Consider the following 22,389-nt stretch of genomic DNA (forward strand, 5'->3'; position numbering starts at 1 on the left):
CGCGGCGTCGGGCGGCCCGGAAAGGCAGAAGGCCCGCCGTGGGGCGAGCCTTCTCTCAGTACAGCGCTTGTCTCGTAGGAGCGGACGGGGCCGCGGCCTTGGGAAGCGCGGACTGGGGTGCGCCGCCAGCAGCGGCCGTGCCCAGAAGCGCCCCTACGGCGAGGCGCGGCTTACAGGCCGTCGGAACCGAGGCGGCTGGCGACTTCGCCCAGCCAGTCGTAGCCGTCCATCTCACCACCGAACAGGTCGAGGCCGCTCATGGCGTCGCTGACGCGGTAGCCGCCGGCGTATTCGAAAGTGGTAATGCCGTATTCGTTGCGAAGTTCATTCATGGTCGTGGTCTCCCAGTCTCTTATATGACCGGATGGTTCTGTCGACGCCACGCCGCCGGTCTCTGGCGTGGTGGGACCTTACCCTGACCGGGAAACCCCCGGTAGACAGCCTTGCGGCACTGGTCCGTTTCGTTTGGTGAACAATGGCTTCGTTAGGCTTTCGTCATGCGGCGATTCGGCCGAATTACTGAACCAACGAGTATTGCCTCCCCCTTAGTAGGGGCCCCCTAAGCCGTTTCAAGGGCCTCAGGGATTAAAAACTTGGACAGCGGGCGTAAGGAAAAGGTTCAATCGTTTTCTCGGAAAGTGTCGGGATGACCATCTTCCGGAATCCTTGCCGCGGGCCTTCGTTCGTAGGACTGAACGTATCCGTTAACTGTAGTTTAACTCATTCGCCCGGCAGCTGCCACGGGAGTGTTAGGAAATCGTTCAGATAAGCGGCCGGGGCGGCCTGGCGCGCTAGAATCCCCGGTCCAGCCCCTAAGGAAGCATCCTCCATGAAGTCGCGCGCCGCCGTTGCCTGGGAAGCAGGCAAGCCCCTGTCCATTGAAGAGATCGACGTCCAGGGCCCGAAGGCGGGCGAAGTGCTGGTGCGCATCGTGGCCACGGGCGTCTGCCATACCGACCTGTTCACCCTGTCCGGTGCGGACCCCGAGGGCGCCTTCCCGGTCATCCTCGGCCACGAGGGCGGTGGCATCGTCGAGGAAGTGGGCGAGGGCGTCACCTCGCTCAAGCCGGGCGACCATGTGATCCCGCTGTACACCCCTGAATGCGGGGAGTGCGCGTTCTGCCGTTCGGGCAAGACCAACCTGTGCCAGAAGATCCGCGTCACCCAGGGCCAGGGCGTGATGCCGGACGGCACCTCGCGCTTCTCCATGGGCGGCAAGCAGCTGCTGCACTACATGGGCACCAGCACGTTCAGCGAATACACCGTGCTGCCGGAGATCTCCCTGGCGAAGATCAACAAGGACGCCCCGCTCGATAAGGTGTGCCTGCTGGGTTGCGGCGTCACCACGGGTATCGGCGCGGTGCTGAACACCGCCAAGGTGGAACCGGGCGCGTCGGTCGCGGTGTTCGGCATGGGGGGCATCGGCCTCTCGGTGGTGCAGGGTGCGGTCATGGCGAAGGCCGGCCGGATCATCTGCGTCGACACCAACCCGGCCAAGTTCGAGATGGCGAAGATGCTGGGCGCCACGGATTTCGTGAATCCGAAGGACTACCCGGATACCCCGATCCAGCAGGTGATCGTGGAGCTGACCGGTGGCGGCGTCGACTATTCCTTTGAGTGCATCGGCAACGTGGACGTGATGCGCGCGGCACTGGAGTGCTGCCACAAGGGCTGGGGCGAGTCGATCATCATTGGCGTGGCGGGCGCGGGGCAGGAAATCCGCACGCGTCCCTTCCAACTGGTGACGGGCCGCGTGTGGCGTGGTTCGGCGTTTGGCGGCGTGAAGGGCCGTACCGAATTGCCCGGCTATGTCGACCGCTACATGGGTGGTGAGATCAAGATCGATCCGATGATCACGTATACGATGGGGCTGGACGACATCAATCGCGCCTTTGACCTGATGCATGAGGGCAAGGCCATCCGCTCGGTCATTATTTTCTGAGTACCCCGATGAACGACACGATCGACCTGATCCGCCGCTTCTACGACGCGTTCAACCGCGCCGACTGGAACGGGATGCTCGACCTGATGGACGAGCACGTGGCCCACGACGTGAACCAGGGCGGCCGGGAGGTTGGCCGCGCCCGCTTCGCCGCCTTCCTCGAGCGCATGAACGTGAGCTACACCGAGCAGGTGAAGAACCTGGTGGTGATGGCCAACGAGAAGGGCGATCGCGCGGCGGCGGAATACGGCCTGCACGGCGTATACAAGGCCACCGACGACGGCCTGCCGCTGGCCCAGGGGCAGACCTACGTGCTGCCGGGCGGCGCGTTCTTCGACATCGCCGGGGGCAAGATCACCCGCGTGAGCACGTACTTCAACCTGGAAGACTGGCTGGCCCAGGTGCGTCGCGTCGACGTCGACTGACCTTGAAGCGGGACCGATGGGGCCGCAGGTCTTCCTGCGACCCCATCATCAAGGCAAGGCATGCCCTGGACGAATCCGTACTTTGACGCCACGAAGGCGCATCACGCTCGCGACGGCTTCCGCAATCTCGAGCCCGAGACCCGGCAGCCCGGTGGCCTGAAACGCTGGCGCCGCGAGCGCAAGGAACAGCAACTGCCGCGTCCGCCTGCCGAAGGCTACGAGGCCTTCACCCGCCGCTGGTGGCAGCCGGCGGATTTTGCCGGCACCGATGACGCCGCCTGGTGGCTTGGCCACGCCACCGTCCTGGTGCGCCGCCAGGGCCTGACCGTGATCACCGACCCCGTGCTGGGCCAGCGCGCCTCGCCGCTGTCGTTCGCCGGCCCCCTGCGCCGGACACCCACGCCGGTGGAGGCCGCCGCGCTGCCGCGCATCGATGTCGTGGTCATTTCCCACAACCATTACGACCACCTGGACCGCGCCAGCGTCCATGCCATCGCACGTCAGTTTCCAGCGGCGGTGTTCCTGGTGCCGCTGGGCCTGAAGCGCTGGTTCGACCGCGAGCGCATCGGCAATGTCCGCGAGCTGGACTGGTGGGCATCGACGGAAGTGAACGGCTCGGTGTTCACCTTCGTCCCGGCCCGGCACTGGAGCGCGCGCACGCTGTGGGATCGCAACCGCTCCCTGTGGGGTGGCTGGGTGATGGCGCAGGACGGATACCGGTTCTGGTTCGCCGGCGATACGGGCTATTCCGACCAGCTTGCCGAGATCGGCCGCCGGGCTGGCCCGATCGACCTGGCCGCCTTGCCGATCGGCGCCTACGCGCCCCGCTGGTTCATGCACGGCCAGCATGTGGACCCCGCGGAGGCGGTGCGGCTGCACAAGGAGATCGGCTGCCAGCGCTCCATCGCCATCCACTGGGGCGTGTTCGAACTGGCCGACGACCAGCTCGATGAGCCGCCGCGACTGCTTGGCGAGGCGCTGGCGGGCGAAGGGCTGGGGCCGGATGACTTCATGCTACTCAACATCGGCGGCCGGATTGCGCTCTAATGGGCGACTTCCCGCTCTGAAATGCCCGCTCATGTCCTCGCAAACGTTCCAGCTTGAAGGTGACTACGTCGAATTGAACCAGCTGCTGAAGCTTGCTGGCATCGCCTCGAGCGGTGGCGAGGGAAAGCACCTGGTGGCCGACGGGCTGGTGACGGTGGATGGCGTCGTGGAGCTGCGCAAGACCTGCAAGATCCGTGCGGGGCAGGTGGTTGCCATCGACGATGAAACCATCCACGTTATCTGACGCATAAAAAAACCGGCGCCTCGCGGCGCCGGTTTTTTCGTGCATGCGCTGGCTGTTACATGCCGCCGGCGGTCGAGGACTTGGCCGGTGCCGTGGTGTCGGTCTTCATGCTCTTGTGCGTTTTCTTGTGGGTCGACTTCATCGAGCCATTTTCGCTGCCCTTCATGGCGCCGGCGTCGTCGGACTTCATGCTGTCGCTGCCCGTATGCATGGGCGTGGCGGAGGTGGAAGCGGACGTCGGGGCGGCCTTCGAAGAGGCATCCTGCGCGAGGGCGGCGCCGCTAACGAGGGTACAGCCGGCGAGCATGGCGAGGATCAGTTTCGTGTTGCGCATGACGAATCTCTCCTGAAGCATTGTGAGCGCCTTGGGTTCATGAGCGGAAACGCCTGGCGCGAAGGCATGCCCGCTTTCAGACCGGAATGTGTGCGGTCGGTGCAGACGCTATCGCTTTTTGGATGAACCGGGTGAATCTGATCCTGCGGTTCCTAGGCATTCGTTCAGGTGGAAATTACGTTCGGTTAAGCGACGAAATTACTGGAAGTCGCGCGACACCGATCCCAGCGACGGGAGCAGGTCACTGAAATCGAGCAGGCGATGCGCCACCAGGTGGCGAACGCCGTCGATCGACTGCCATTGACCATCGACCGCCAGCAGTACGGCGTCGAGCAGGGCCTGTCGGCAGGCCTCCGCGACCTTGGGGCGCACGATGACGTTGACCTGGCCGGTTTCGTCTTCCAGCGTCACGAATGTGATGCCGCTCGCGGTCTGCGGGCGCTGGCGCACGGTCACCAGGCCGGCGTGGCGCAGCCATGCACCGTTGCGCACCGACAGCAGATCGCGTGCGTGGCGTACGCGGCGCGATAGTAATTTCTTGCGAACCAGCGAGAGAGGGTGGCCACTTAGCGAGAGGCCATGGGTGGCGTAGTCAGCGAAAACGTTTTCAGCCTGGGTCGGCGGGCGCAGGGTGGTCCGCTCTTCCATGACGGCATCAAGCAGCGGCAAGGTGCGTTCGATGCCTGCGCTCTCCCAGCGCGCCCGATGGCGATGCCCGCTCAACGTGCGCAGGGCTCCCGCGTCGGCCAGCCGTTCGCGCTCAAAACGGTTCAGGTGGGCACGATGGGCAAGGTCGGCAAGATCGCGCAGGGGGGCCTGTTCGCGGGCGGCGACAACGCGCGTGCCGAGGTCCGCCGACAGGCCACTGATCATGCGTAGCCCGAGGCGCAACGCAAGCACGCCTGGCTTCCTTGTCGACGGTTCCAGGGTGCAATCCCACGCACTGGCGGTGACATCGGGCGGCCGTACCTCCACGCCGTGGTGGCGTACGTCGGCGACCAGTTGCGCGGGCGCGTAAAAACCCATCGGCTGGCTATTCAGCAGCGCGCAGGTGAACACCGCCGGGTGGTGGCACTTCAGGAACGACGAGGCGTAGGCGATAAGCGCAAAACCCGCCGCATGCGATTCCGGAAAGCCGTAACTGCCAAAGCCCTGGATCTGGTCGATGATCTGTTGCGTGAAGGCCGGCGAATACCCGTTCTTCGACATGTTTCGGCGAATCTTCGGTTCGAATTTCTGCAGGCCACCACGGCGCTTCCACGCCGCCATGGAGCGGCGCAGCTCATCCGATTCGCCCGGCGTGAAATCGGCGACGACCTGCAGGACGTGCATCACCTGCTCCTGGAAGATCGGTACACCAAGGGTGCGTTCCAGCACGGGCCGCACGTTGTGTTCGTAGACAATCTCTTCCGGCGGCAGCTTCCGGCGTTGCAGGTAGGGATGCACCATGCCGCCCTGGATCGGCCCGGGGCGGACGATGGCTACCTGGATCACGAGGTCGTAATACCGCGCGGGCTTCAGTCGCGGCAGCATCGACATCTGCGCGCGTGATTCGATCTGGAAGACACCCACGGTATCGGCGGCCTGGATCATGTCGTATGTCGCGGCATCGTCCATGGGGATGTCGGCCAGGCGCGGGTAATCCTGTATCTCGTGCAGGCGAAGCAGGTCGATGGCCTTGCGCATGCAGGTGAGCATGCCCAGCGCGAGGCAATCCACCTTCAGCAGCTTCATGGTTTCCAGGTCGTCCTTGTCCCACTGGATGATGGTGCGGTCGTCCATGGCAGCGTTTTCCACCGGCACCAGATGGTGCAGCGGTGTATCGGAAATGACGAAACCACCCACGTGCTGGGAGAGGTGCCGCGGCATGCCGTTGAGTTCTTCCACCAGCACCACGAGCTGGCGGATGGTGCGGCTGCTGATATCGAAGCCGCGTTCGGCCAGGCGCACCGTGATGGGCACTTCGCCATGGGCATGGGAATAGGCCCGGCTGAGCTGGTCCAGCTGGTCTTCGGAAAGGCCGAGCGCGCGGCCGATATCGCGCGCCGCGCTTTTGCGCCGGTAGCTGATCACGGTGGCGGCCAGCGCGGCACGCTCGCGGCCGTACTTGTTGAACACGTACTGCAGCACTTCCTCGCGGCGCTCGTGTTCGAAATCGACGTCGATATCCGGCGGCTCATCCCGCTCGAGCGAGATGAAACGTTCAAATAGCGTATTGATCTGCGCGGGGTTCACTTCGGTGATGCCCAGGCAGAAACACACCACCGAATTCGCTGCCGAACCACGGCCCTGGCAAAGGATCTGCCGGGAGCGGGCAAAACGGACGATGTCATGCACCGTGAGGAAGAAAGCCTCGTACTTCATCGCGGCGACGAGGGTGAGTTCCTTCTCGATGCGCAGGCGGAGTTCGTCGTCGATGCCACCGGGCCAGCGCGTGGCGACGCCTTCCCAGGTGAGCTGGCGCAGGTGGGTCGTGGCGTCCATGCCCTCGGGCACCAGCTCGTGGGGGTAGACGTAGTTGATGCCGCGGATGTCGAAGCCGATGCAGCGGGCGGCCACCACCTGGGTTTCGTCGAGCAGGTCGCGCGGGTAGATGCGGGCCAGCGTTTCGCGCCGCCGCAGGTGGCGTTCGCCGTTCGGAAACAAGGCCGCACCGGCCTCCGAGAGCGGCCGGTTCACGCGGATGGCCGTCATCGCGTCCTGCAGGGCACGACGACGGCGCAGGTGCATGTGCACGTCGCCGGCGGCCACGCATGGCAGGGCATGGCGGGCGGCGAGCGCACGCAGGGTCAGCAGGTCGGCCTCGTCGTGCTGGCTGCGGTGCAGTTCCACCGCAAGCCATGCGCGGCCGGAGAAATGCGTTGCCACCCATGCCGCGCGCTCTTCATGCGCGGCCGCTTCGCTGGTGTCCCAGGCGCCGGGAGCCCAGAGCAGGCACAGCCCTTCGCCCAGCACCTCGAGGTCGGCACGGTGTAACTCATAGCTGCCCTTGCGGGCGCGTCGCCGGGCCAGCGTGATCAGGCGGCACAGCTCGGTGTAGCCGGCCTGGTTCTCTACCAGCAGGACCAGCACCGTGCCATCCGACAGGCGGAATTCGCTGCCGACGATCAGCGGCAGTGCCATTTCCAGCGAGGCTTCCAGGGCGCGCACGATGCCTGACAGCGAGCATTCGTCAGTAATAGCGAGCGCCCCATAGCCGAGGTCTTTCGCCCGCTCGAAAAGCTCGCGCGCGCTGGACGCGCCACGCTGGAAGCTGAAGTCGCTTAGCGCATGCAGTTCGGCGTAGGCGGGGATCTCGACATCACCGTCATTCGCCGGTTGGTCAGGCAAACCAGCCATGCAGCATCCACCCGTCCAGCATGCCTGGCGGCAGGTAAGCCCATGCCTGCTGGCCGTGCATGGTGCGCACGATGTAATAGTCACGGCGGGTGTCGCCGCCATCCCACCAGCCGCTTTCGATGCGTTCGGGGCCAGCCAGTACCGCTACCGGATCAGGCCGCATGGGCATCGGCCGCGGCAGTAGCCACAGGGGCCGCCGTCCGCGCGGCAGTGACACCGTGGCGGTGGGCACGCCGTGGCGCGATGCCCGCTCGGGGCGGTGGTCGTTCACCACCATGAGCTGTCGCAAGGCCGCATCGCCCAGGCGGGCGCGCAGCCGTTCGTCCAGCGTGGGCCAGTCCAGGCCGTCACCGCGCACGGGCTCAAACAGGTCGCGAACCGGTGGCCGGAAGACGGGCAGTTCGTCGGCGTGCAGTTCGATGGCACGGGCAGGTGCCGGCAGCGTGGCGCGTTCCAGTCGCGTGCGGGCCAGTTCGAACAGGCGCTCGGCATCGCGTTGCGGTGCCGCCATGGCCACGACGATACGCGTGGCTTCACCGCGGGCGTGTTCGAGGGTCAGCGTGAAACGCTGCACGCCGCCGTCGCGTGCCGCCAGCAGGTTGGCCAGGGCGCGGGTCAGCCGGCGCAACGGGAAAAGCAACGGCTGGCTGCCATCGAGTTCGCCATCAAACTCGATCTTCTGCAGGAAGCTGGCAGGCGGCTGCCAGGCGGGCAGGGCATCCACGGCCTGGCCACGGATGCGGTCGATCCAGTTCACGCCTGCGCGGCCGATGCGTCGGGTGAGTTCGGGACGGGGCAGGCGGAAAATATCGTCCAGCCGGCGAAAACCCATGGCATGCAGCGCGACGATCGCGGTGGCGGGCAGGCCGCTTTGCGTGAGGGGCAGCGCGCCGAGCATGCGGATGACACCTTCGCGCTCGGGAATCACCATGCCGTCCGCCGTGGCGGCGAATACCCACGACGCCGATGCGAACGGTGTGGCAGCCAGGGTATGCGGGTGGCCTTGCTCATGCAGGCCGGCACGCACGCGTTCGGCCAGCACGGGCCAGCCATCGAACAGCCGCAGGCTGGCCCCGACTTCCATGAGGATGGCGTTGGAGGGCACCAGGCTGACATGACCGCTGAATTGGTAACACCACGCCGCCAGTTCGGCGAGCAGGCGTTTTTCCGCGTCGCGATCGCGTGGGCGCACTTCCAGCGCGGGGCATAGCGCACGCGCGGCAGCTACGCTTTGCCCGCGGCGGATGCCCTGGGCGCGAGCCTCGTCATTGGCGCTAGCGATCAGCCGTTGGCGTGCGTGGTTGTCGAGTAGGGCAGAGGGGCCTGCCTCCGGTGTCGCGGCGAAGGCGGCGGAGAACGCCAGGCCGGGAAAACGGAGACAGGCCCAAAGCATGGCTGCGGATACGTGGCAAAAAAAGAGGTGCCCGGCATGGCGGCGGATGAGGACAACACCATGCCGGGCAAGCCTCAGGCCCGCATACGAAGCAGCGGAGCGGTTGTGGTCAGCAGACCACGTGACTTGAGGACATCCACGTAGGTGGCCTCGTCACTATTACTGACCTTGAGGCGAAGCGCGGCCGGGCTGTTTTGCGCGGCGTGCTCGGCGGAACGAAAAATCATGGCGCAGGCATCGCCGGTTTCGGCGGCCAGCTGTAGCCGGCGAAGGCTGCGGTAATCGATATCCGGCAGCCAGCCCACCACGGCGCCACAGCAACCGGAGCGCAGGCACTGCTCCATGCTCCAGGCGGCCTCGGTGGTGCCCGCATGGATCTCATGCAGGAAGCGGAGGTCGACACCGGCCGCGGCGAGCGCGGGTGCATAGGGCTGGTAGGGCGGCGCCACGAAGATGACGCGGCGATGTTCCTGGGTGAGCGCGGCAAGCGCAGGCATCACCAGGTCGAGCTCGCCCAGGCCATCGTGCTCGAAGAGAATTTCGCTGACCGCACCCTGCGGCCAGCCGCCACCGGGAAGGCGGCCGTCGAGTGAGGCCCAGCCAGTGGACAGCGCGCGCACGCGCGGCTGGCGGTCGGCGGAACGGCGCCAGATACCGGGATGGTCCAGGACCTGGGCAAGCGTGGGGGAGGCGATGGCAGCATTCATGGCTCAGGTCCTGCGGATGATGCCGACATAGCGGCCTTCGATGGCGAAGGCGTGCCGGCGTGGGTCCACTTCGATGGGACGGAAGTCCGGATTTTCGGGAAGCAGCAGCAGGCGGTCGCGCTCATGCTTCAGGCGCTTGACCGTCACTTCGTCATCCAGACGGGCGACCACGATCTGGCCATCGCTGGCCGTGGGGGTACGGTGGACGGCGAGGAGGTCGCCATCCAGGATGCCGGCATCGCGCATGCTCATGCCGACGACGCGCAGCAGGTAATCGGCCCGCGGGTGGAACATGGCCGGGTCGATATCCAGCTGCGATTCGATGTTTTCCTCCGCCAGGATGGGCGAGCCGGCGGCGACGCGGCCGATGAGCGGCAGCTCGTTACCCATGGCGGCGCGGATGGCGGCGGCGTTGCCGGACGGGAGGCGCAGGCCGCGATGCTGCGGAGAACGCTCCAGCACGCCCTTGCGCACCAGCGACTCCACGCAGGCCTGCGCGGAGCTGTGGCTGGGAAAGCCGAGGGCTTCCGCGATCTCGCGAAGCGTGGGTGGCAGGCCCTCGGCCTGCAGGTACTCCCGCAGGAAGGTAAGGGTCTTCTGCTGTCGCTCGGTGAGGTTCGGCGTCGTCATGTGTACATTTGTACATAAGCCCGGGCCGGGGTGCAAGTGGCTTGTGCGATTGCGGCGATTCTCAGGCGAGAAAGTCCTACAAACCCTATGACAATTAAGGGCTTTACCTACGCAGCGAAGCGGGCAAGAGAGTCTCGTAGCTCGGCCTGAGTGAGGGGAACATGTTCACTACCCGCCACTTAGGAGCTTCTCGTCGCCATGAGTCGCCTGTCTTTCGATCCCGTCATTGCCGCGGGGAGTCCTGGTCCTGTTGCGCCGGAATCCGGGCCCACCCACCATGCCACGATGGATACCCGTTTTGCCCGACTGGAGGTCAGCACCGAATACCTCCGCCACGACCTTGGCAACCTCCGTCTTGAGGTGCGCCAGCTCGGCAGCGACCTCAGGGACGAAATCAAAGAGGTCCGCAATGAACTGAGAGATGACATTCAGGACCTCCGTACTGAGGTAAAGAAGGATATCCAGGACCTCCGCACCGAGCTTAAAGGCGATATGCAGGAGCTCCGCACTGAACTGAAAGGGGAGATGCAGGAGCTCCGCACTGAACTGAAAGGGGAGATGCAGGAGCTCCGCACCGAGCTGAAAGGGGAGATGCAGGACCTACGCACCGAGCTGAAAGGCGACATGCAGGAACTCCGCACCGAGCTGAAAGGCGACATGCAGGAACTCCGCGCCGAGCTGAAAGGCGACATGCAGGAACTCCGCGCCGATATCCGCGAGATTCGTTCTGATTTCAAGTTGATGTTAGGTGCGCTGGTCACGGTGGCACTGGGGCTGTCCGGGCTCATGGCCAAAGGCTTTCATTGGATTTGATGGTGGTTGTTGCACGTTTGTGCACGATTAAGTACATTGATGCACATTCTCCGTCCCGGAATGCGCATGAATCCCACACGAGCCACCCGGCTTATCTTTCTCCTGTCTGGCATCGGCATGGCCAGCTGGGCCCCGATGGTTCCCTACGCCAAGGCTCGCCTCGGGCTCGATGACGGCACGCTTGGCCTCGTGCTGCTTTGCATGGGCTGTGGCGCGGCGGCGGCCATGCCGCTTGCGGGCTTTCTTATCCATCGGTTCGGCAACCGGGACGTCATCGGCGTCAGTGGGCTGCTCGTCTGCCTCGCGCTGCCGCTGCTGACCCTCGCTCCCGATGCCTGGACGCTGGGCGCAGCCCTGCTGTTCTTCGGTGCCTCGCTGGGCGTGGTCGACGTTTCCATGAACGCGCATGCCGTGGACGTGGAGAAAATGCGCGGCAAGCCCATGATGTCCGGCTTCCACGGGCTCTTCAGCGTGGGTGGCCTGGTCGGGTCGGCGGGCATGGCCGCACTGCTCAAGGCAGGCGCGCCACTCACGGGGAGTGCCATCGCCGTATCGGTTGCCCTGCTGCTTATCGTCATCACCCAGTGGAAGCACTTCCTTGTGCGCCACGAAGACGAACACACGGAAACGCACGCACCCTTCCGCATGCCGGGCGGTGCCGTATTCCTCCTCGGCTTCCTGTGCATGGTGGTGTTTCTCGCCGAGGGCGCCATGCTCGACTGGAGTGCGGTCTTCCTGCGCTTCTCGCGTGGCTTTGATGCGTCGTCGGCCGGCCTGGGTTACGCGGCGTTCTCCATTGCCATGGCGGTGTGCCGCCTGATGGGCGATCGCATCACCGCACACGTCGGCCCTGTGGCGATCGTGCGTGCCGGCAGCCTGATTGCCGCCACCGGCTTCCTTGCCGCCACGCTTGTTCCGTGGGGTCCCGCCTCCCTGCTTGGCTTTGTGCTGGTAGGTATTGGCGCGTCCAATATCGTCCCGGTGCTGTTCAGCGCCGCCGGCCGCCTGGGGGGTGCGTCGCCTGGCGTCGGCATCGCCATCGTCACCGCGCTGGGCTACGCCGGCATGCTTGCAGGCCCCGCAGGTATTGGTTTCGTGGCCCACCTCAGTACGCTTTCCATCGCGCTGACCGGCGTTGCCGGCCTGCTCGTCATCGTTGCCCTGTGCGCGTCCATCGCGCGTCGCTGATCCGGAGCTTCCTATGTATTCCAAGCGTAACGTGGTGATTTTTGATTTCGGCGGCGTGCTTGTCGACTGGAATCCGCGGTACCTGTATCGCAAGCTGTTCGGCGACGATGAGGCCGGTATGGAGCGCTTCCTCGCGGAAGTGACGACGACCGAATGGAACCTTCGCCAGGATGCCGGGCGATCGTGGGCTGAGGCCCTGGCCGAACTGACGGCGAAGCATCCCGAGCACGTCGACCTGATCACGGCGTTCCATGAGCGTTGGGAAGAAACCCTGAAGGGTCCGATCGACGACAGCATCGCGATCCTTCACGATCTGAAAAGCGCAGGCCATCCGTTATACGGGCTCACCAACTGGTCGGGCGAGACGTTCCCGATTGCCCGCGCGCGCTACGAGTTCTTCAACTGGTTCGATGGCATCGTGGTGTCGGGCGATGAAGGCACGATCAAGCCGGATCCCAAGCTCTACGAAACGCTGCTCGAGCGCTACGACATCAACCCGAAGTGCGCCGTGTTCATCGACGACAACAAGGTGAACGTCGAGGCTGCCGAAGCACTGGGTATCCATGGCATCCACTTCCACTCGCCGGCGCAGCTGCGGGCGGAACTGATCGAGCTAGGGTTCCTGCCCAAATGATGACGCTGGACACGACGCTGCCGCGCGAGCGCCAGCAGCTGATCCTCGAGCGCCTGCAAAGGGAAGGGAAGGTGGTGGCCGCGGACCTGGCGCAGGAATTCCGGGTGTCGGAAGACTCGATCCGTCGTGACCTGCGTGACCTGGCTGCGCAAGGCCTGTGCCGGCGCGTTTACGGCGGTGCGCTGCTTTCCCAGCATGTGGCGCCCCTCGGCGAACGGCATAACGAGCGGGCGGAGCTGAAGCGTACGCTCGGCCGCGTTGCGGCTGCACTGGTGGAAAAAGGGCAGATCCTGTTCATCGATGCCGGTTCGACCAATACGGCGCTGGCGAAAGCCTTGCCCGATAACCACGACCTGACCGTGGTGACGAACGCGCCCGATGTGGCGTTAGCCGTGCTGGGTCGGCCCGGCTTCGAGGTGATCCTGCTCGGCGGCAAGCTCGATCCCTTCATCGGTGGCGCCATCGGCTCGCGTACGCTGCGCCAGGCGCAGGATATCCGTGCCGACCTGTGTTTCCCCGGGGTGTGCTCGATCGATCCATCGACGGGCCTGTGGACCTACGACGAGGAAGAAACCGTCTTCAAGCAGGCGATTATCGAGGCGAGCGGCGAGACCGTAGCCATCGCCACGCCCGACAAACTTGTGGCCTCGGCGACGCACCACACGGTGCCGATCACGGCGATCACCCACCTGGTGGTGGCGGCTGATACCGACGAAGGCATCCTTCGTCGTTACAGGGAAGCCGGTGTGGCTGTGCACGCGTAGGGCCCGCCGCAGGGGGCGGGCCCTACCGAACCCATCAGCCCGCCTTTTCCTTCTTCTTCGCCAGACGCAGCCAGGTATCGACCACGGTATCCGGGTTCAACGACACCGACTCGATGCCCTGGTCCATCAGCCACTCGGCGAGATCCGGGTGGTCCGACGGGCCCTGGCCGCAGATGCCGATGTACTTGCCCTTGGCGCGCGCTGTCTTGATGGCGAGGGAAAGCAGCTTTTTCACCGCCGGATCGCGCTCGTCGAACAGGTTGGCAACGATGCTTGAATCGCGGTCGAGGCCCAGGGTGAGCTGGGTAAGGTCGTTCGAACCGATCGAGAAGCCGTCGAAGATGTCGAGGAACTCGTCCGCCAGCAGGGCGTTAGACGGCACTTCGCACATCATGATGACCTTGAGGTCGTTCTCGCCCTGCACCAGGCCATTGCTGCGCAGCACCTCGATGACCTTGCGACCTTCGTCCAGCGTACGCACGAACGGGATCATCACCCAGACGTTGTCCAGGCCCATGGTCTCGCGCACGTATTTCACCGCCTTGCATTCCAGCGCAAACGATTCGGCGAAATCGGCCGAGACGTAACGGCTGGCGCCACGGTAGCCGATCATCGGGTTTTCTTCGTGCGGCTCGTAGCGCGAACCGCCGAGCAGGCCGGCGTATTCGTTGGACTTGAAGTCCGAGAGGCGCACGATCACCGGCTTCGGGAACACCGAGGCGGCGATGGTGGAGATGCCCTCGGCCAGGCGATCCACGTAGAACGACACCGGGTCCTTGTAACCCGCGATGCGCGTATCGATACGGGCCTTGGTTTCCGGATCCTGCTTCGCATACTCAAGCAGGGCCTTCGGGTGCACGCCGATGTGGCTGGCGATGATCATTTCCAGGCGCGCGAGGCCGATGCCGGCGTTCGGCAGCATGCCGAAGTCGAAGGCACGCTCCGGGTTGGCCACGTTCATCATGATCTTCAGCGGGGCTTCCGGCATGGCGCCCAGGTCCGCCGTGATCCGGTCGAACTTCAGCAGGCCCTCGTAGATCATGCCGGTGTCGCCTTCGGCGCACGATACGGTGACTTCGGCACCATCCGGAATCGCTTCCAGCGCGTTGCCGCAGCCCACCACGGCCGGCACGCCCAGTTCGCGGGCGATGATGGCCGCGTGGCAGGTACGTCCGCCACGGTTGGTCACGATGGCGGCGGCACGCTTCATCACCGGCTCCCAATCGGGATCGGTCATGTCAGCGACGAGCACATCGCCCGGCTGCACCTTGTTCATGTCGGCCAGCGACTTGATGACGCGCGCCTTGCCCGAGCCGATCTTCTGGCCAATCGAGCGGCCCTGGGTCAGCACCTTGCTCTTTTCATTGAGCTGGAAGCGCTCCAGCGTGGTGGCATGCGAGCGGGACTTCACGGTTTCCGGGCGAGCCTGCACGATGTACAGCTTGCCGGTGTTGCCGTCCTTCGCCCATTCGACGTCCATCGGGCGGCCGTAGTGCTTCTCGATCACCAGCGCCTGGCGGGAGAGTTCTTCCACGTCCGCGTCGGTGATGCAGAAGCGATGGCGGTCCTCGGCCGGCGTCTCCTCGATGCGCACGCGCTCGCCCGGCTTGTCCGAGTACACCATGCGCTGCTGCTTGGCGCCGAGGCTGCGGCGGAGCACGGCCGGCTTGCCCAGCGCGAGCGTGGGCTTGAACACGTAGAACTCGTCGGGGTTTACCGCGCCCTGGACCACCATCTCGCCCAGGCCGTAGGAGCCGGTGACGAAGACGACGTCACGGAAGCCGGACTCGGTGTCGAGGGTAAACAGCACGCCCGACGCGCCCACGTCCGAGCGGATCATGAGCTGCACGCCGGCGGAGAGGAACACGTCTTCGTGCTTGAAGCCCTGGTGCACGCGGTAGGCGATGGCGCGATCGTTGTAAAGCGAGGCGAAAACCTCCTTTACCTTGTGCAGCACATCGTCGATGCCGACGACATTGAGGAAGGTTTCCTGCTGGCCGGCGAACGAGGCGTCGGGCAGGTCTTCGGCGGTGGCCGACGAGCGGACGGCGACGGCGATGTCCGTGGCGCCGGCATCCTTGCAGAGCTTGATGTAGGCGTCGCGAATGGCCTGTTCGAGGTCGGCGGGCAGGGCGGTGTCGACGATCCAGCTGCGGATTTCCTTACCGCCGCGGGTCAGCTCGTCCACATCGTCCACGTCCAGCGTGGCCAGGCGTTCCTGGATGCGCTTCGCGAGGCCGCTCTTTTCGAGGTAGGTCTGGAAGGCGTCGGCCGTGGTGGCAAAGCCACCCGGGACAGAGACGCCCAGTTTCGCCAGGTTGCCGATCATCTCGCCAAGGGAGGCATTCTTGCCGCCCACCTTGCCCAGGTCGGTCATGCGTAGCGCGTCGAGCCAAAGTACCAGGTCGCTCAAAGGAAGATCCTCACATCGGTTGGGCGGCAGGCCGCGCTGGTAAAAAACCGGCGCATTGTCGCGGTGGTATGGTCTTCACACAAGCGGCGATGCACAAATTCGCCCGTGATTCTGCGGGGTGGATGGTTATGACGGCGTATTGGTCTTAAGGTGGGAGTCATGGAACCAACGTAAGGGAAACCGTCCGATGCGGCGCACCGTCTTCTTCATTTCCGATTCCACCGGCATTACCGCGGAGACGATCGGCAACAGCATGCTTACCCAGTTCGATGGGGTGGAGTTCGACACCCACCGGCTGCCCTTTATCGACAACCCGGCCAAGGCGGAATCGGCAGCCCTCCGGATCAAGACCAAGTACGCCCAGGACGGTCAGCGCCCCATCGTGGTCAATACCATGACCTCCAAGGCCTTATGCGACATCGTCGCCGGCAGCGGGGCCCTGATGCTGGACGTGTTCGCCCCCTTCATCGACCCGCTGGAGCACGAGCTGGGGGTGAAGCAGTCGTACGCCGTGAACCGGTCGCACGGCCTGGTCGATTCGGCCCGCTACGAGGCCCGCATCGAGGCCACCAATTACGCGCTGGCCCACGACGACGGGCTGGACGTGGATTACAACCAGTCCGACGTGGTGCTGGTCGGGGTGTCCCGATCGGGCAAGACCCCTACCTGCCTCTATATGGCCTTGCATTACGGTGTGTGTGCCGCCAATTACCCCCTCACGGACGACGATCTCGACAAACTCGAGTTGCCCATGCGCCTGCGTCCGTATCGCAGCAGGCTGTTCGGCCTGACGATCGATCCGGTCCGCCTGGCCCAGATCCGCGAACAGCGCCGCCCGGGCAGCCGCTACGCCACGCTGAAGCAGTGCCGGTGGGAGCTTGAACAGGCCGACCGCCTGATGCGCCGGGAAAATATCCCGGTTCTCAACACAACGCATACCTCGATCGAGGAGATCTCGAGCAAGATCTTCGAGTACCTCGGTATCGAGCGTCACATGTATTAGCAAGCACGATAACGTTTACGGAGACCGACGCCCCTCATGACAGCCATCCTCGAACGCCCTCATGCGCTCATCCCGGGACGCTTCGAATTCCTGATGGGGCTTTATGCGGAAAACTATCACCGCCTTGCGCGGCTGTTTTCGCCCCAGCGCCTGGCGCCGGGCCGTTATATCTCCGATATCGATGACGGCCTGAACGTGCGCCTGGAGATCCAGGAAAAGCACCCGTACACGCTGGAACTGGAGCTCACGTACGATTTCGTCGACGAAGCCACGGGCCAGCCTTCGCCTTCGGCGCAGCTGCGCATGTATACCGATGCGCACGTGGCCGAGGCACTGCATTGCCATCCGGGCCGCAAGCTGTGGCAGGTACTGGGCCCGTTCCCCGCTGCGACGACGGTGCTCCAGCATCGCCTGCGCATGAATGGGTTCCTCAGCCGCTGGCTGGAATACCTGGCGGAGCAGGGGCATTCGATCGGCACGCTGACCCGGACCGACACGGACGGGTAAAAGCACAGGCAAAAAAAATCCGCCAGATGGCGGATTCTTCTTTGGAAAGTGGCGGAGCGGACGGGACTCGAACCCGCGACCTCCGGCGTGACAGGCCAGCATTCTAACCGACTGAACTACCGCTCCACACAAGTTTTCCAACTTCCAACAACTACCAACTTCTACATCCATTACACTTGCCGGCGAACCGGAAAGTGGCGTCCCCACGGGGATTCGAACCCCGGTCGCCACCGTGAAAGGGTGATGTCCTAGGCCTCTAGACGATGGGGACGTACTAGAAGTTGGTGGAGCCAGCCGGGATCGAACCGGCGACCTCCTGCATGCCATGCAGGCGCTCTCCCAGCTGAGCTATGGCCCCCTGCTGGAAGCCGCAAAGATTACGTCGGCCCCCCCTCTTCGTCAAGCATTCGTTACAGTTTTTTTGAATTTATTTTCGACGAATTGAGAATGTTCATGTGCAGCATGGACTTGCGTGAATCGGCGTTCACAGGGCTCTGGTCAAGGAATAACCAGCTGTCGTGCACTGCCATGTTCTCGTGACTTCCTGCGGGGTAACCTGTCCCTTCATAGACGCAGGGAAAAGCATGCACGGCATCGTTTTCATCCAGGACCTGGCCACCGTGATGCTGGTGGCCGGCCTCACCACGGTGCTTTTCCAGCGCCTCCGCCAGCCAGTGGTGCTTGGCTACATCATCGCGGGCCTGCTCATCGGGCCGCACACGTTCCCCTTCATCTTCATCCACGAAGAAGAAACGATCCGCACGCTCTCCGAGCTGGGCATGATCCTGCTGCTCTTTGCGCTCGGTCTCGAATTCAGCCTGAAGAAGCTGCGCGCCGTCGGCGGTGCCGCGCTGGTCGCCGCGTTCGCGGAAATCGTGCTGATGATCTGGATCGGCTACGAGATCGGCCGGTTCTTCGGCTGGACGGCCATGGATTCGCTGTTCCTCGGCGCCATGCTTTCCATCTCGTCCACCACCATCATCATGAAGGCGCTGGAGGATCTCGGCCTCAAGCGCGAGCGCTTTGCGCAGCTGATGTTCGGCATCCTCATCGTGGAAGACCTGCTGGCCATCGTGCTGATGGCCCTGCTCACCGGTATCGCCAGCACCGGCGGCCTGGAGGCAGAGCAGGCGCTCGCCGCCGTGGGGCGCCTGGGCCTGTTCATGGCCGTGTCGCTGGTGGTCGGATTGCTGCTGGTGCCGCGCGTGGTGGACTACATCGCGAAGGTGAGCCGCAACGACGTGTTGCTGATCGCCGTGCTGGGCATCTGCTTCGGCTTCTGCCTGCTGGTCACGGAAATGGGCTACAGCGTGGCGCTGGGCGCCTTCATGATCGGCGCCATCGTGGCCGAGTCCGAAAGCGTGGCGCGGGTCGAGCGCATCATCATGCCGGTGCGCGACATGTTCAGCGCCATCTTCTTCGTGGCGATCGGCATGCTGATCGACCCCGCGCTGCTGGCCGAGTACGCGTGGCCGATCACGGTGGTGACCATCGCGGTGGTGGTCGGCAAGGTGGTGACCTGCAGTTTCGGCAGCTTCGTGGCCGGCAACGATGGCCGGACGTCGTTGCGGGTCGGCATGGGGCTCGCGCAGATCGGCGAGTTCTCCTTCGTCATCGCTACCCTCGGCCTCAGCCTGAAGGTGACCAGCAACTTCCTCTATCCGGTGGCGGTCGCCGTGTCGGCCATCACCACCTTCCTTACCCCGTACCTCATCCGGCTCTCCGATCCGCTGGCGACCGGGCTGGGGCGCGTGCTGCCGGCGCGGGTCACCGGCGTGTTCGGGGCCTATACGGAGTGGATGGGCAACCTGGGCCTGCAGGGACAGGGCGCGATCGTCATGAAGATGATCCGCCGGCTGGTCTGGCACGTGATCATCAACATGGTGCTGGTCATCGCGGTGTTCATCATCACCGCGTTCGCCTACCGCCGTGGCTTCATGCACCTGGACCTCTTCAGCGACAACCCCGTGGTGCGGCGCAGCCTGGCCTGGTCGGTGGCCGCGCTGGTCTCGCTGCCGATGGTGGTGGCGGCCTATCGCAAGGCCGGGGCCCTGGGCATGCTGCTGGCCGAGTTGAGCATCCCGGACCGGTTCGGTGCCCGGACCTACCGGATTCGCGCCGTCCTGGCCCGGATCATTCCGCTGGTGGTCATGTTGATCCTGGGCTTGTTGGTGGCGGCGCTGGCGTCGACCATCCTGCCGCCGCGCGAGGTCGCAGCGGTGCTGATACTCATCGGAATCGGCCTGACGTGGCTGCTCTGGCGGGTCCTGGTGCAGGTGCATGCCCGCCTGCAGGCGGCCCTGCGCGACACCCTGGACAAGCCGGGGCAGGGCCACGAGGAATGAGAATGGAGGGATTCACGAAAGGTCCATGAACTTTTCGTATGAAACCTTGTCTCCTCACCCGTCATTGCAAGTCGCGCGCTAACCACAGCACAATGGCGATTCTGCCTCCACACGGAGGTGCCAACGGCGGCCTCGCCGATTTTCTCCAAAGAGAGGGAGTAACGAATGAAGCACTTTTTGCGTCCCACGATGATGGCCGTCGCCCTGGCGGTTTCGCTGGGTGCGGCCGCGGGCGCATCTGCCCAGGCTGCCAAGCCGGCTGCCAAGCCGGCAGCGGCGTCCGCCTCGGCTCCGGTCGATAAGCAGAAGGCCAGCTATGTCGTGGGTTGGGACCTTGCCAGCTCGCTTCCGCCGCTCGTCGCGAAGGAAGTGGACGCAGCCACGGTCGCCAAGGCCCTGCAGGCTGCCCTGTCCGGCCAGAAGCCGACCATGACCGAAGCCGAGGCCAAGTCGGTCCGCGAAGCGTTCGTGGCCCAGCTGAAGGTCAAGGCAGAAGCCGAGTACAACCGTGTTGCCTCCGAGAACAAGAAGGAAGGCGACGACTTCCTGGCCAAGAACAAGTCGGCCGCTGGCGTGAAGGTCACGGCGTCGGGCCTGCAGTACCAGGTCGTCCAGGCCGGTACCGGTGCACGTCCGGGCCCGAACGACATGGTCACGATCAACTACACCGGCACGTTCGTGAACGGCGAGAAGTTTGACTCCTCGGCCGACCACCAGCCGGCTGGCCCGGCGCAGATCCCGCTGGCTGCCGTCATCCCGGGCTTCCGCGAAGGCCTGCAGCTGATGCAGACCGGTGGCAAGTACAAGCTGTACATCCCGTCGAACATCGCTTACGGCGCCAAGCCGGAAAACGGCTTCCCGCCGAATGCGACGATCATCTTCGACGTCGAGCTGCTGAAGACCGGTCCGGCTCCGGCTGGCCAGGGTCCGGGCGGCCCGGGCGCTGGCGCCCCGCAGGGCGGCAAGTAAGCCCGAGCGTTTAGCAGTACCCAGAGGGGCGCGGATTCATCCGCGCCCCTTTTTTTGTGCTCGCCCCGCCCGGAGACTACAATCGGCGGTTACGGCGACCCCGTCGGCAGTTACAAGGACATCCATGAAAGTCACGATCTTCGGCACCGGGTACGTCGGTCTCGTCACGGGCACCTGCCTGGCCGAGATGGGCAACCACGTGGTTTGCGTCGACGTGGACGCCGGCAAGGTCGAGCGGCTGGGCAAGGGCCAGATCCCGATCTACGAGCCGGGCCTTGAGCCGATGGTGCTGCGCAACCATGGCGAGGGCCGCCTGGATTTCACCACCGATGCCACCGCCGGCATCGCGCATGGCGAGATCGTCTTCATCGCGGTCGGTACGCCGCCCGACGAAGATGGCAGCGCCGACCTCCAGTACGTGCTGGCCGTGGCCCATACCATTGGCGATCACATCGACCGTTACACCGTGGTGGTCAATAAATCGACCGTGCCCGTCGGTACCGCTGATCGCGTGCGTGCCGCCGTTGCCGAGCGCCTCGCCGCACGCGGCGTCGACGTCCCCTTCGACGTCGTCTCCAATCCCGAATTCCTCAAGGAAGGCGATGCCGTCGAAGACTGCATGCGCCCGGACCGCATCATCGTCGGTGCCTCCAGCCAGCGCGCCATTGGCGTGTTGCGCAAACTGTACGCCCCGTTCAACCGCAACCACGACCGCATGGTGGTGATGGACGAGCGATCCGCCGAGCTGACCAAGTACGCCGCCAACGCGATGCTGGCCACCAAGATCAGCTTCATGAACGAGATCGCCAATATCGCCGAGCATGTCGGCGCCGACGTTGAACTGGTCCGCCAGGGCATCGGCGCGGATCCGCGCATCGGCTACCACTTCATCTACCCCGGCGCTGGCTACGGCGGTTCGTGCTTCCCGAAGGACGTGCAGGCCCTGGCCCGGACGGCACACTCGGTGGGCTACGACGCGAAGCTGCTCAATTCGGTGGAAGCGGTGAATGACGCGCAGAAGTCGCGCCTGTTCTCGCTGCTGTCAAAGCATTTCGACGGCCAGCTGAAGGGCCGCACCATTGCCGTGTGGGGCCTGGCCTTCAAGCCAAATACGGATGACATGCGCGAGGCCTCCAGCCGCCGCCTGATGGAGCAGCTGTGGGAAGCCGGCGCCTCCGTGCGCGCGTTCGATCCGGAAGCGGCTGAAGAAACGCAGCGCATCTACGGCGAACGCAGCGACCTTGTGCTCGTCGAGCGCCCTTACGATGCCTTGCAGGGTGCTGACGCGCTGGTCATCGTGACTGAGTGGAAGGCCTTCCGCAGCCCGGACTTCGCCCGTGTGAAATCCTTGCTGGGCACGCCGGTCATCATCGATGGCCGCAACCTCTACGATCCGGCCGCCGTCGAAGAAGCAGGCATCGCGTATTACGGCATCGGCCGTGGCCGCAGCCTCGCAGGCAAGCATCATGGGTGAGACCGATGATCGCCTGATGGAGCTCGAGGTGCGCCTCGCCTTCATCGATGACACCGTCAACGGCCTCTCATCCGCGGACGCCGACATCGCACGCCGCCTCGATGCCCTCGAGCGCGCCTTGCGCGAGATGCGTTCGGACCTTTCCACCCTGCGCGCGGGATCGGGCAGCGAGCCCGGTATCGAACCCCCGCCGCCGCACTACTGATACGGCAAAGAGC

The 22,389-nt window shown here is 64.7% G+C and carries 21 protein-coding genes and 3 tRNA genes; 14 read left to right on the plus strand and 10 right to left on the minus strand.

The annotated features are described in order from the left end of the window. Positions 1–170 precede the first annotated feature (170 nt). A complete protein-coding gene (locus FIV34_RS20925; protein ID WP_170207546.1) occupies positions 171–332 on the minus strand; it encodes a hypothetical protein in 162 nt (53 codons plus the stop codon). Positions 333–829: 497 nt separating this feature from the next. Between FIV34_RS20925 and FIV34_RS08325 the strand changes: the two genes are divergently transcribed. From FIV34_RS08325 to FIV34_RS08340, 4 genes are read left to right on the plus strand one after another with little or no spacing between them, the layout of a single operon-like run. Then, the gene (locus FIV34_RS08325; protein WP_139981494.1) at positions 830–1,942 is read left to right on the plus strand and encodes an S-(hydroxymethyl)glutathione dehydrogenase/class III alcohol dehydrogenase; all 1,113 of its coding nucleotides are present in this window, start codon (positions 830–832) and stop codon (positions 1,940–1,942) included. Positions 1,943–1,950: 8 nt separating this feature from the next. Further along, positions 1,951–2,367 (plus strand): ketosteroid isomerase-related protein, encoded by a 417-nt coding sequence (locus FIV34_RS08330; RefSeq protein ID WP_139981496.1) that lies wholly within the window; start codon positions 1,951–1,953, stop codon positions 2,365–2,367. 60 nt (positions 2,368–2,427) lie between these two features. Then, complete coding sequence (locus FIV34_RS08335; RefSeq protein ID WP_139981498.1) at positions 2,428–3,414, plus strand: MBL fold metallo-hydrolase; 987 nt, start codon at positions 2,428–2,430, stop codon at positions 3,412–3,414. Positions 3,415–3,445: 31 nt separating this feature from the next. Continuing rightward, positions 3,446–3,658: an RNA-binding S4 domain-containing protein gene (locus FIV34_RS08340; RefSeq protein ID WP_139981500.1), complete on the plus strand. Its 213-nt coding sequence runs from the start codon at positions 3,446–3,448 to the stop codon at positions 3,656–3,658. Positions 3,659–3,713: 55 nt separating this feature from the next. Here FIV34_RS08340 and FIV34_RS08345 read toward each other — a convergent pair whose 3' ends face one another. From FIV34_RS08345 to lexA, 5 genes are all read right to left on the minus strand, one after another. Next, entirely contained in the window at positions 3,714–3,992 is a 279-nt protein-coding gene (locus FIV34_RS08345) for a hypothetical protein (protein ID WP_139981503.1), read from the minus strand. Between the two features lie 198 nt (positions 3,993–4,190). Further along, on the minus strand, positions 4,191–7,331 hold the full coding sequence (locus FIV34_RS08350) for an error-prone DNA polymerase (RefSeq protein ID WP_211352727.1): 3,141 nt from the start codon (positions 7,329–7,331) through the stop codon (positions 4,191–4,193). Further along, entirely contained in the window at positions 7,315–8,724 is a 1,410-nt protein-coding gene (locus tag FIV34_RS08355; RefSeq protein ID WP_139981505.1) for a Y-family DNA polymerase, read from the minus strand. The genes FIV34_RS08350 and FIV34_RS08355 overlap by 17 nt, the downstream gene beginning before the upstream one ends. Positions 8,725–8,798: 74 nt before the next feature. Beyond that, positions 8,799–9,431, minus strand: a complete 633-nt coding sequence (imuA, locus tag FIV34_RS08360; RefSeq protein WP_139981507.1) for a translesion DNA synthesis-associated protein ImuA — start codon at positions 9,429–9,431, stop codon at positions 8,799–8,801. A gap of 3 nt (positions 9,432–9,434) precedes the next feature. Beyond that, positions 9,435–10,061: a transcriptional repressor LexA gene (gene lexA / locus FIV34_RS08365; RefSeq protein WP_139981509.1), complete on the minus strand. Its 627-nt coding sequence runs from the start codon at positions 10,059–10,061 to the stop codon at positions 9,435–9,437. Between the two features lie 198 nt (positions 10,062–10,259). Here lexA and FIV34_RS08370 point away from each other — a divergent pair, with 198 nt between their 5' ends. From FIV34_RS08370 to FIV34_RS08385, 4 genes are all read left to right on the plus strand, one after another. Further along, a complete protein-coding gene (locus tag FIV34_RS08370; protein ID WP_139981511.1) occupies positions 10,260–10,874 on the plus strand; it encodes a hypothetical protein in 615 nt (204 codons plus the stop codon). 66 nt (positions 10,875–10,940) lie between these two features. Beyond that, positions 10,941–12,062, plus strand: a complete 1,122-nt coding sequence (locus FIV34_RS08375) for an MFS transporter (RefSeq protein ID WP_246058784.1) — start codon at positions 10,941–10,943, stop codon at positions 12,060–12,062. A gap of 13 nt (positions 12,063–12,075) precedes the next feature. Beyond that, positions 12,076–12,696, plus strand: coding sequence for an HAD family hydrolase (locus FIV34_RS08380; protein ID WP_139981515.1), 621 nt, complete (start codon positions 12,076–12,078; stop codon positions 12,694–12,696). Next, a complete protein-coding gene (locus FIV34_RS08385) occupies positions 12,693–13,460 on the plus strand; it encodes a DeoR/GlpR family DNA-binding transcription regulator (protein ID WP_139981517.1) in 768 nt (255 codons plus the stop codon). Before FIV34_RS08380 ends, FIV34_RS08385 begins: the two co-directional genes overlap by 4 nt. A 34-nt stretch (positions 13,461–13,494) precedes the next feature. Here FIV34_RS08385 and ppsA read toward each other — a convergent pair whose 3' ends face one another. Further along, positions 13,495–15,873 carry a phosphoenolpyruvate synthase gene (ppsA, locus tag FIV34_RS08390; protein ID WP_139981519.1) on the minus strand — a complete coding sequence of 793 codons (2,379 nt, stop codon included), beginning with the start codon at positions 15,871–15,873 and terminating at the stop codon, positions 13,495–13,497. A gap of 187 nt (positions 15,874–16,060) precedes the next feature. Between ppsA and ppsR the strand changes: the two genes are divergently transcribed. Together ppsR and FIV34_RS08400 are read left to right on the plus strand one after the other, a co-directional pair. Then, positions 16,061–16,876 carry a posphoenolpyruvate synthetase regulatory kinase/phosphorylase PpsR gene (ppsR, locus tag FIV34_RS08395; protein ID WP_139981521.1) on the plus strand — a complete coding sequence of 272 codons (816 nt, stop codon included), beginning with the start codon at positions 16,061–16,063 and terminating at the stop codon, positions 16,874–16,876. Between the two features lie 36 nt (positions 16,877–16,912). After that, positions 16,913–17,383, plus strand: coding sequence for a DUF1249 domain-containing protein (locus FIV34_RS08400; RefSeq protein WP_139981523.1), 471 nt, complete (start codon positions 16,913–16,915; stop codon positions 17,381–17,383). A 49-nt stretch (positions 17,384–17,432) separates the two neighbouring features. Here FIV34_RS08400 and FIV34_RS08405 read toward each other — a convergent pair. The 3 genes from FIV34_RS08405 to FIV34_RS08415 form a co-directional block, all read right to left on the minus strand. Continuing rightward, positions 17,433–17,509 (minus strand) — tRNA-Asp (locus FIV34_RS08405). Positions 17,510–17,578: 69 nt separating this feature from the next. Beyond that, a tRNA-Glu gene (locus FIV34_RS08410) sits at positions 17,579–17,654 on the minus strand. Between the two features lie 11 nt (positions 17,655–17,665). Next, a tRNA-Ala gene (locus tag FIV34_RS08415) sits at positions 17,666–17,741 on the minus strand. Between the two features lie 226 nt (positions 17,742–17,967). Here FIV34_RS08415 and FIV34_RS08420 point away from each other — a divergent pair. From FIV34_RS08420 to FIV34_RS08435, 4 genes are all read left to right on the plus strand, one after another. Continuing rightward, positions 17,968–19,728 (plus strand): cation:proton antiporter, encoded by a 1,761-nt coding sequence (locus FIV34_RS08420; protein WP_139981525.1) that lies wholly within the window; start codon positions 17,968–17,970, stop codon positions 19,726–19,728. Between the two features lie 165 nt (positions 19,729–19,893). Next, on the plus strand, positions 19,894–20,697 hold the full coding sequence (locus tag FIV34_RS08425) for an FKBP-type peptidyl-prolyl cis-trans isomerase (protein WP_139981528.1): 804 nt from the start codon (positions 19,894–19,896) through the stop codon (positions 20,695–20,697). A 124-nt stretch (positions 20,698–20,821) separates the two neighbouring features. Further along, a complete protein-coding gene (locus FIV34_RS08430) occupies positions 20,822–22,171 on the plus strand; it encodes a UDP-glucose dehydrogenase family protein (protein WP_139981530.1) in 1,350 nt (449 codons plus the stop codon). Further along, positions 22,164–22,376 carry a SlyX family protein gene (locus FIV34_RS08435; RefSeq protein ID WP_139981532.1) on the plus strand — a complete coding sequence of 71 codons (213 nt, stop codon included), beginning with the start codon at positions 22,164–22,166 and terminating at the stop codon, positions 22,374–22,376. The genes FIV34_RS08430 and FIV34_RS08435 overlap by 8 nt, the downstream gene beginning before the upstream one ends. Positions 22,377–22,389: the final 13 nt, after the last annotated feature.

Origin of the sequence: Luteibacter pinisoli (genome assembly GCF_006385595.1) — a bacterium.
Lineage (GTDB): Bacteria > Pseudomonadota > Gammaproteobacteria > Xanthomonadales > Rhodanobacteraceae > Luteibacter > Luteibacter pinisoli.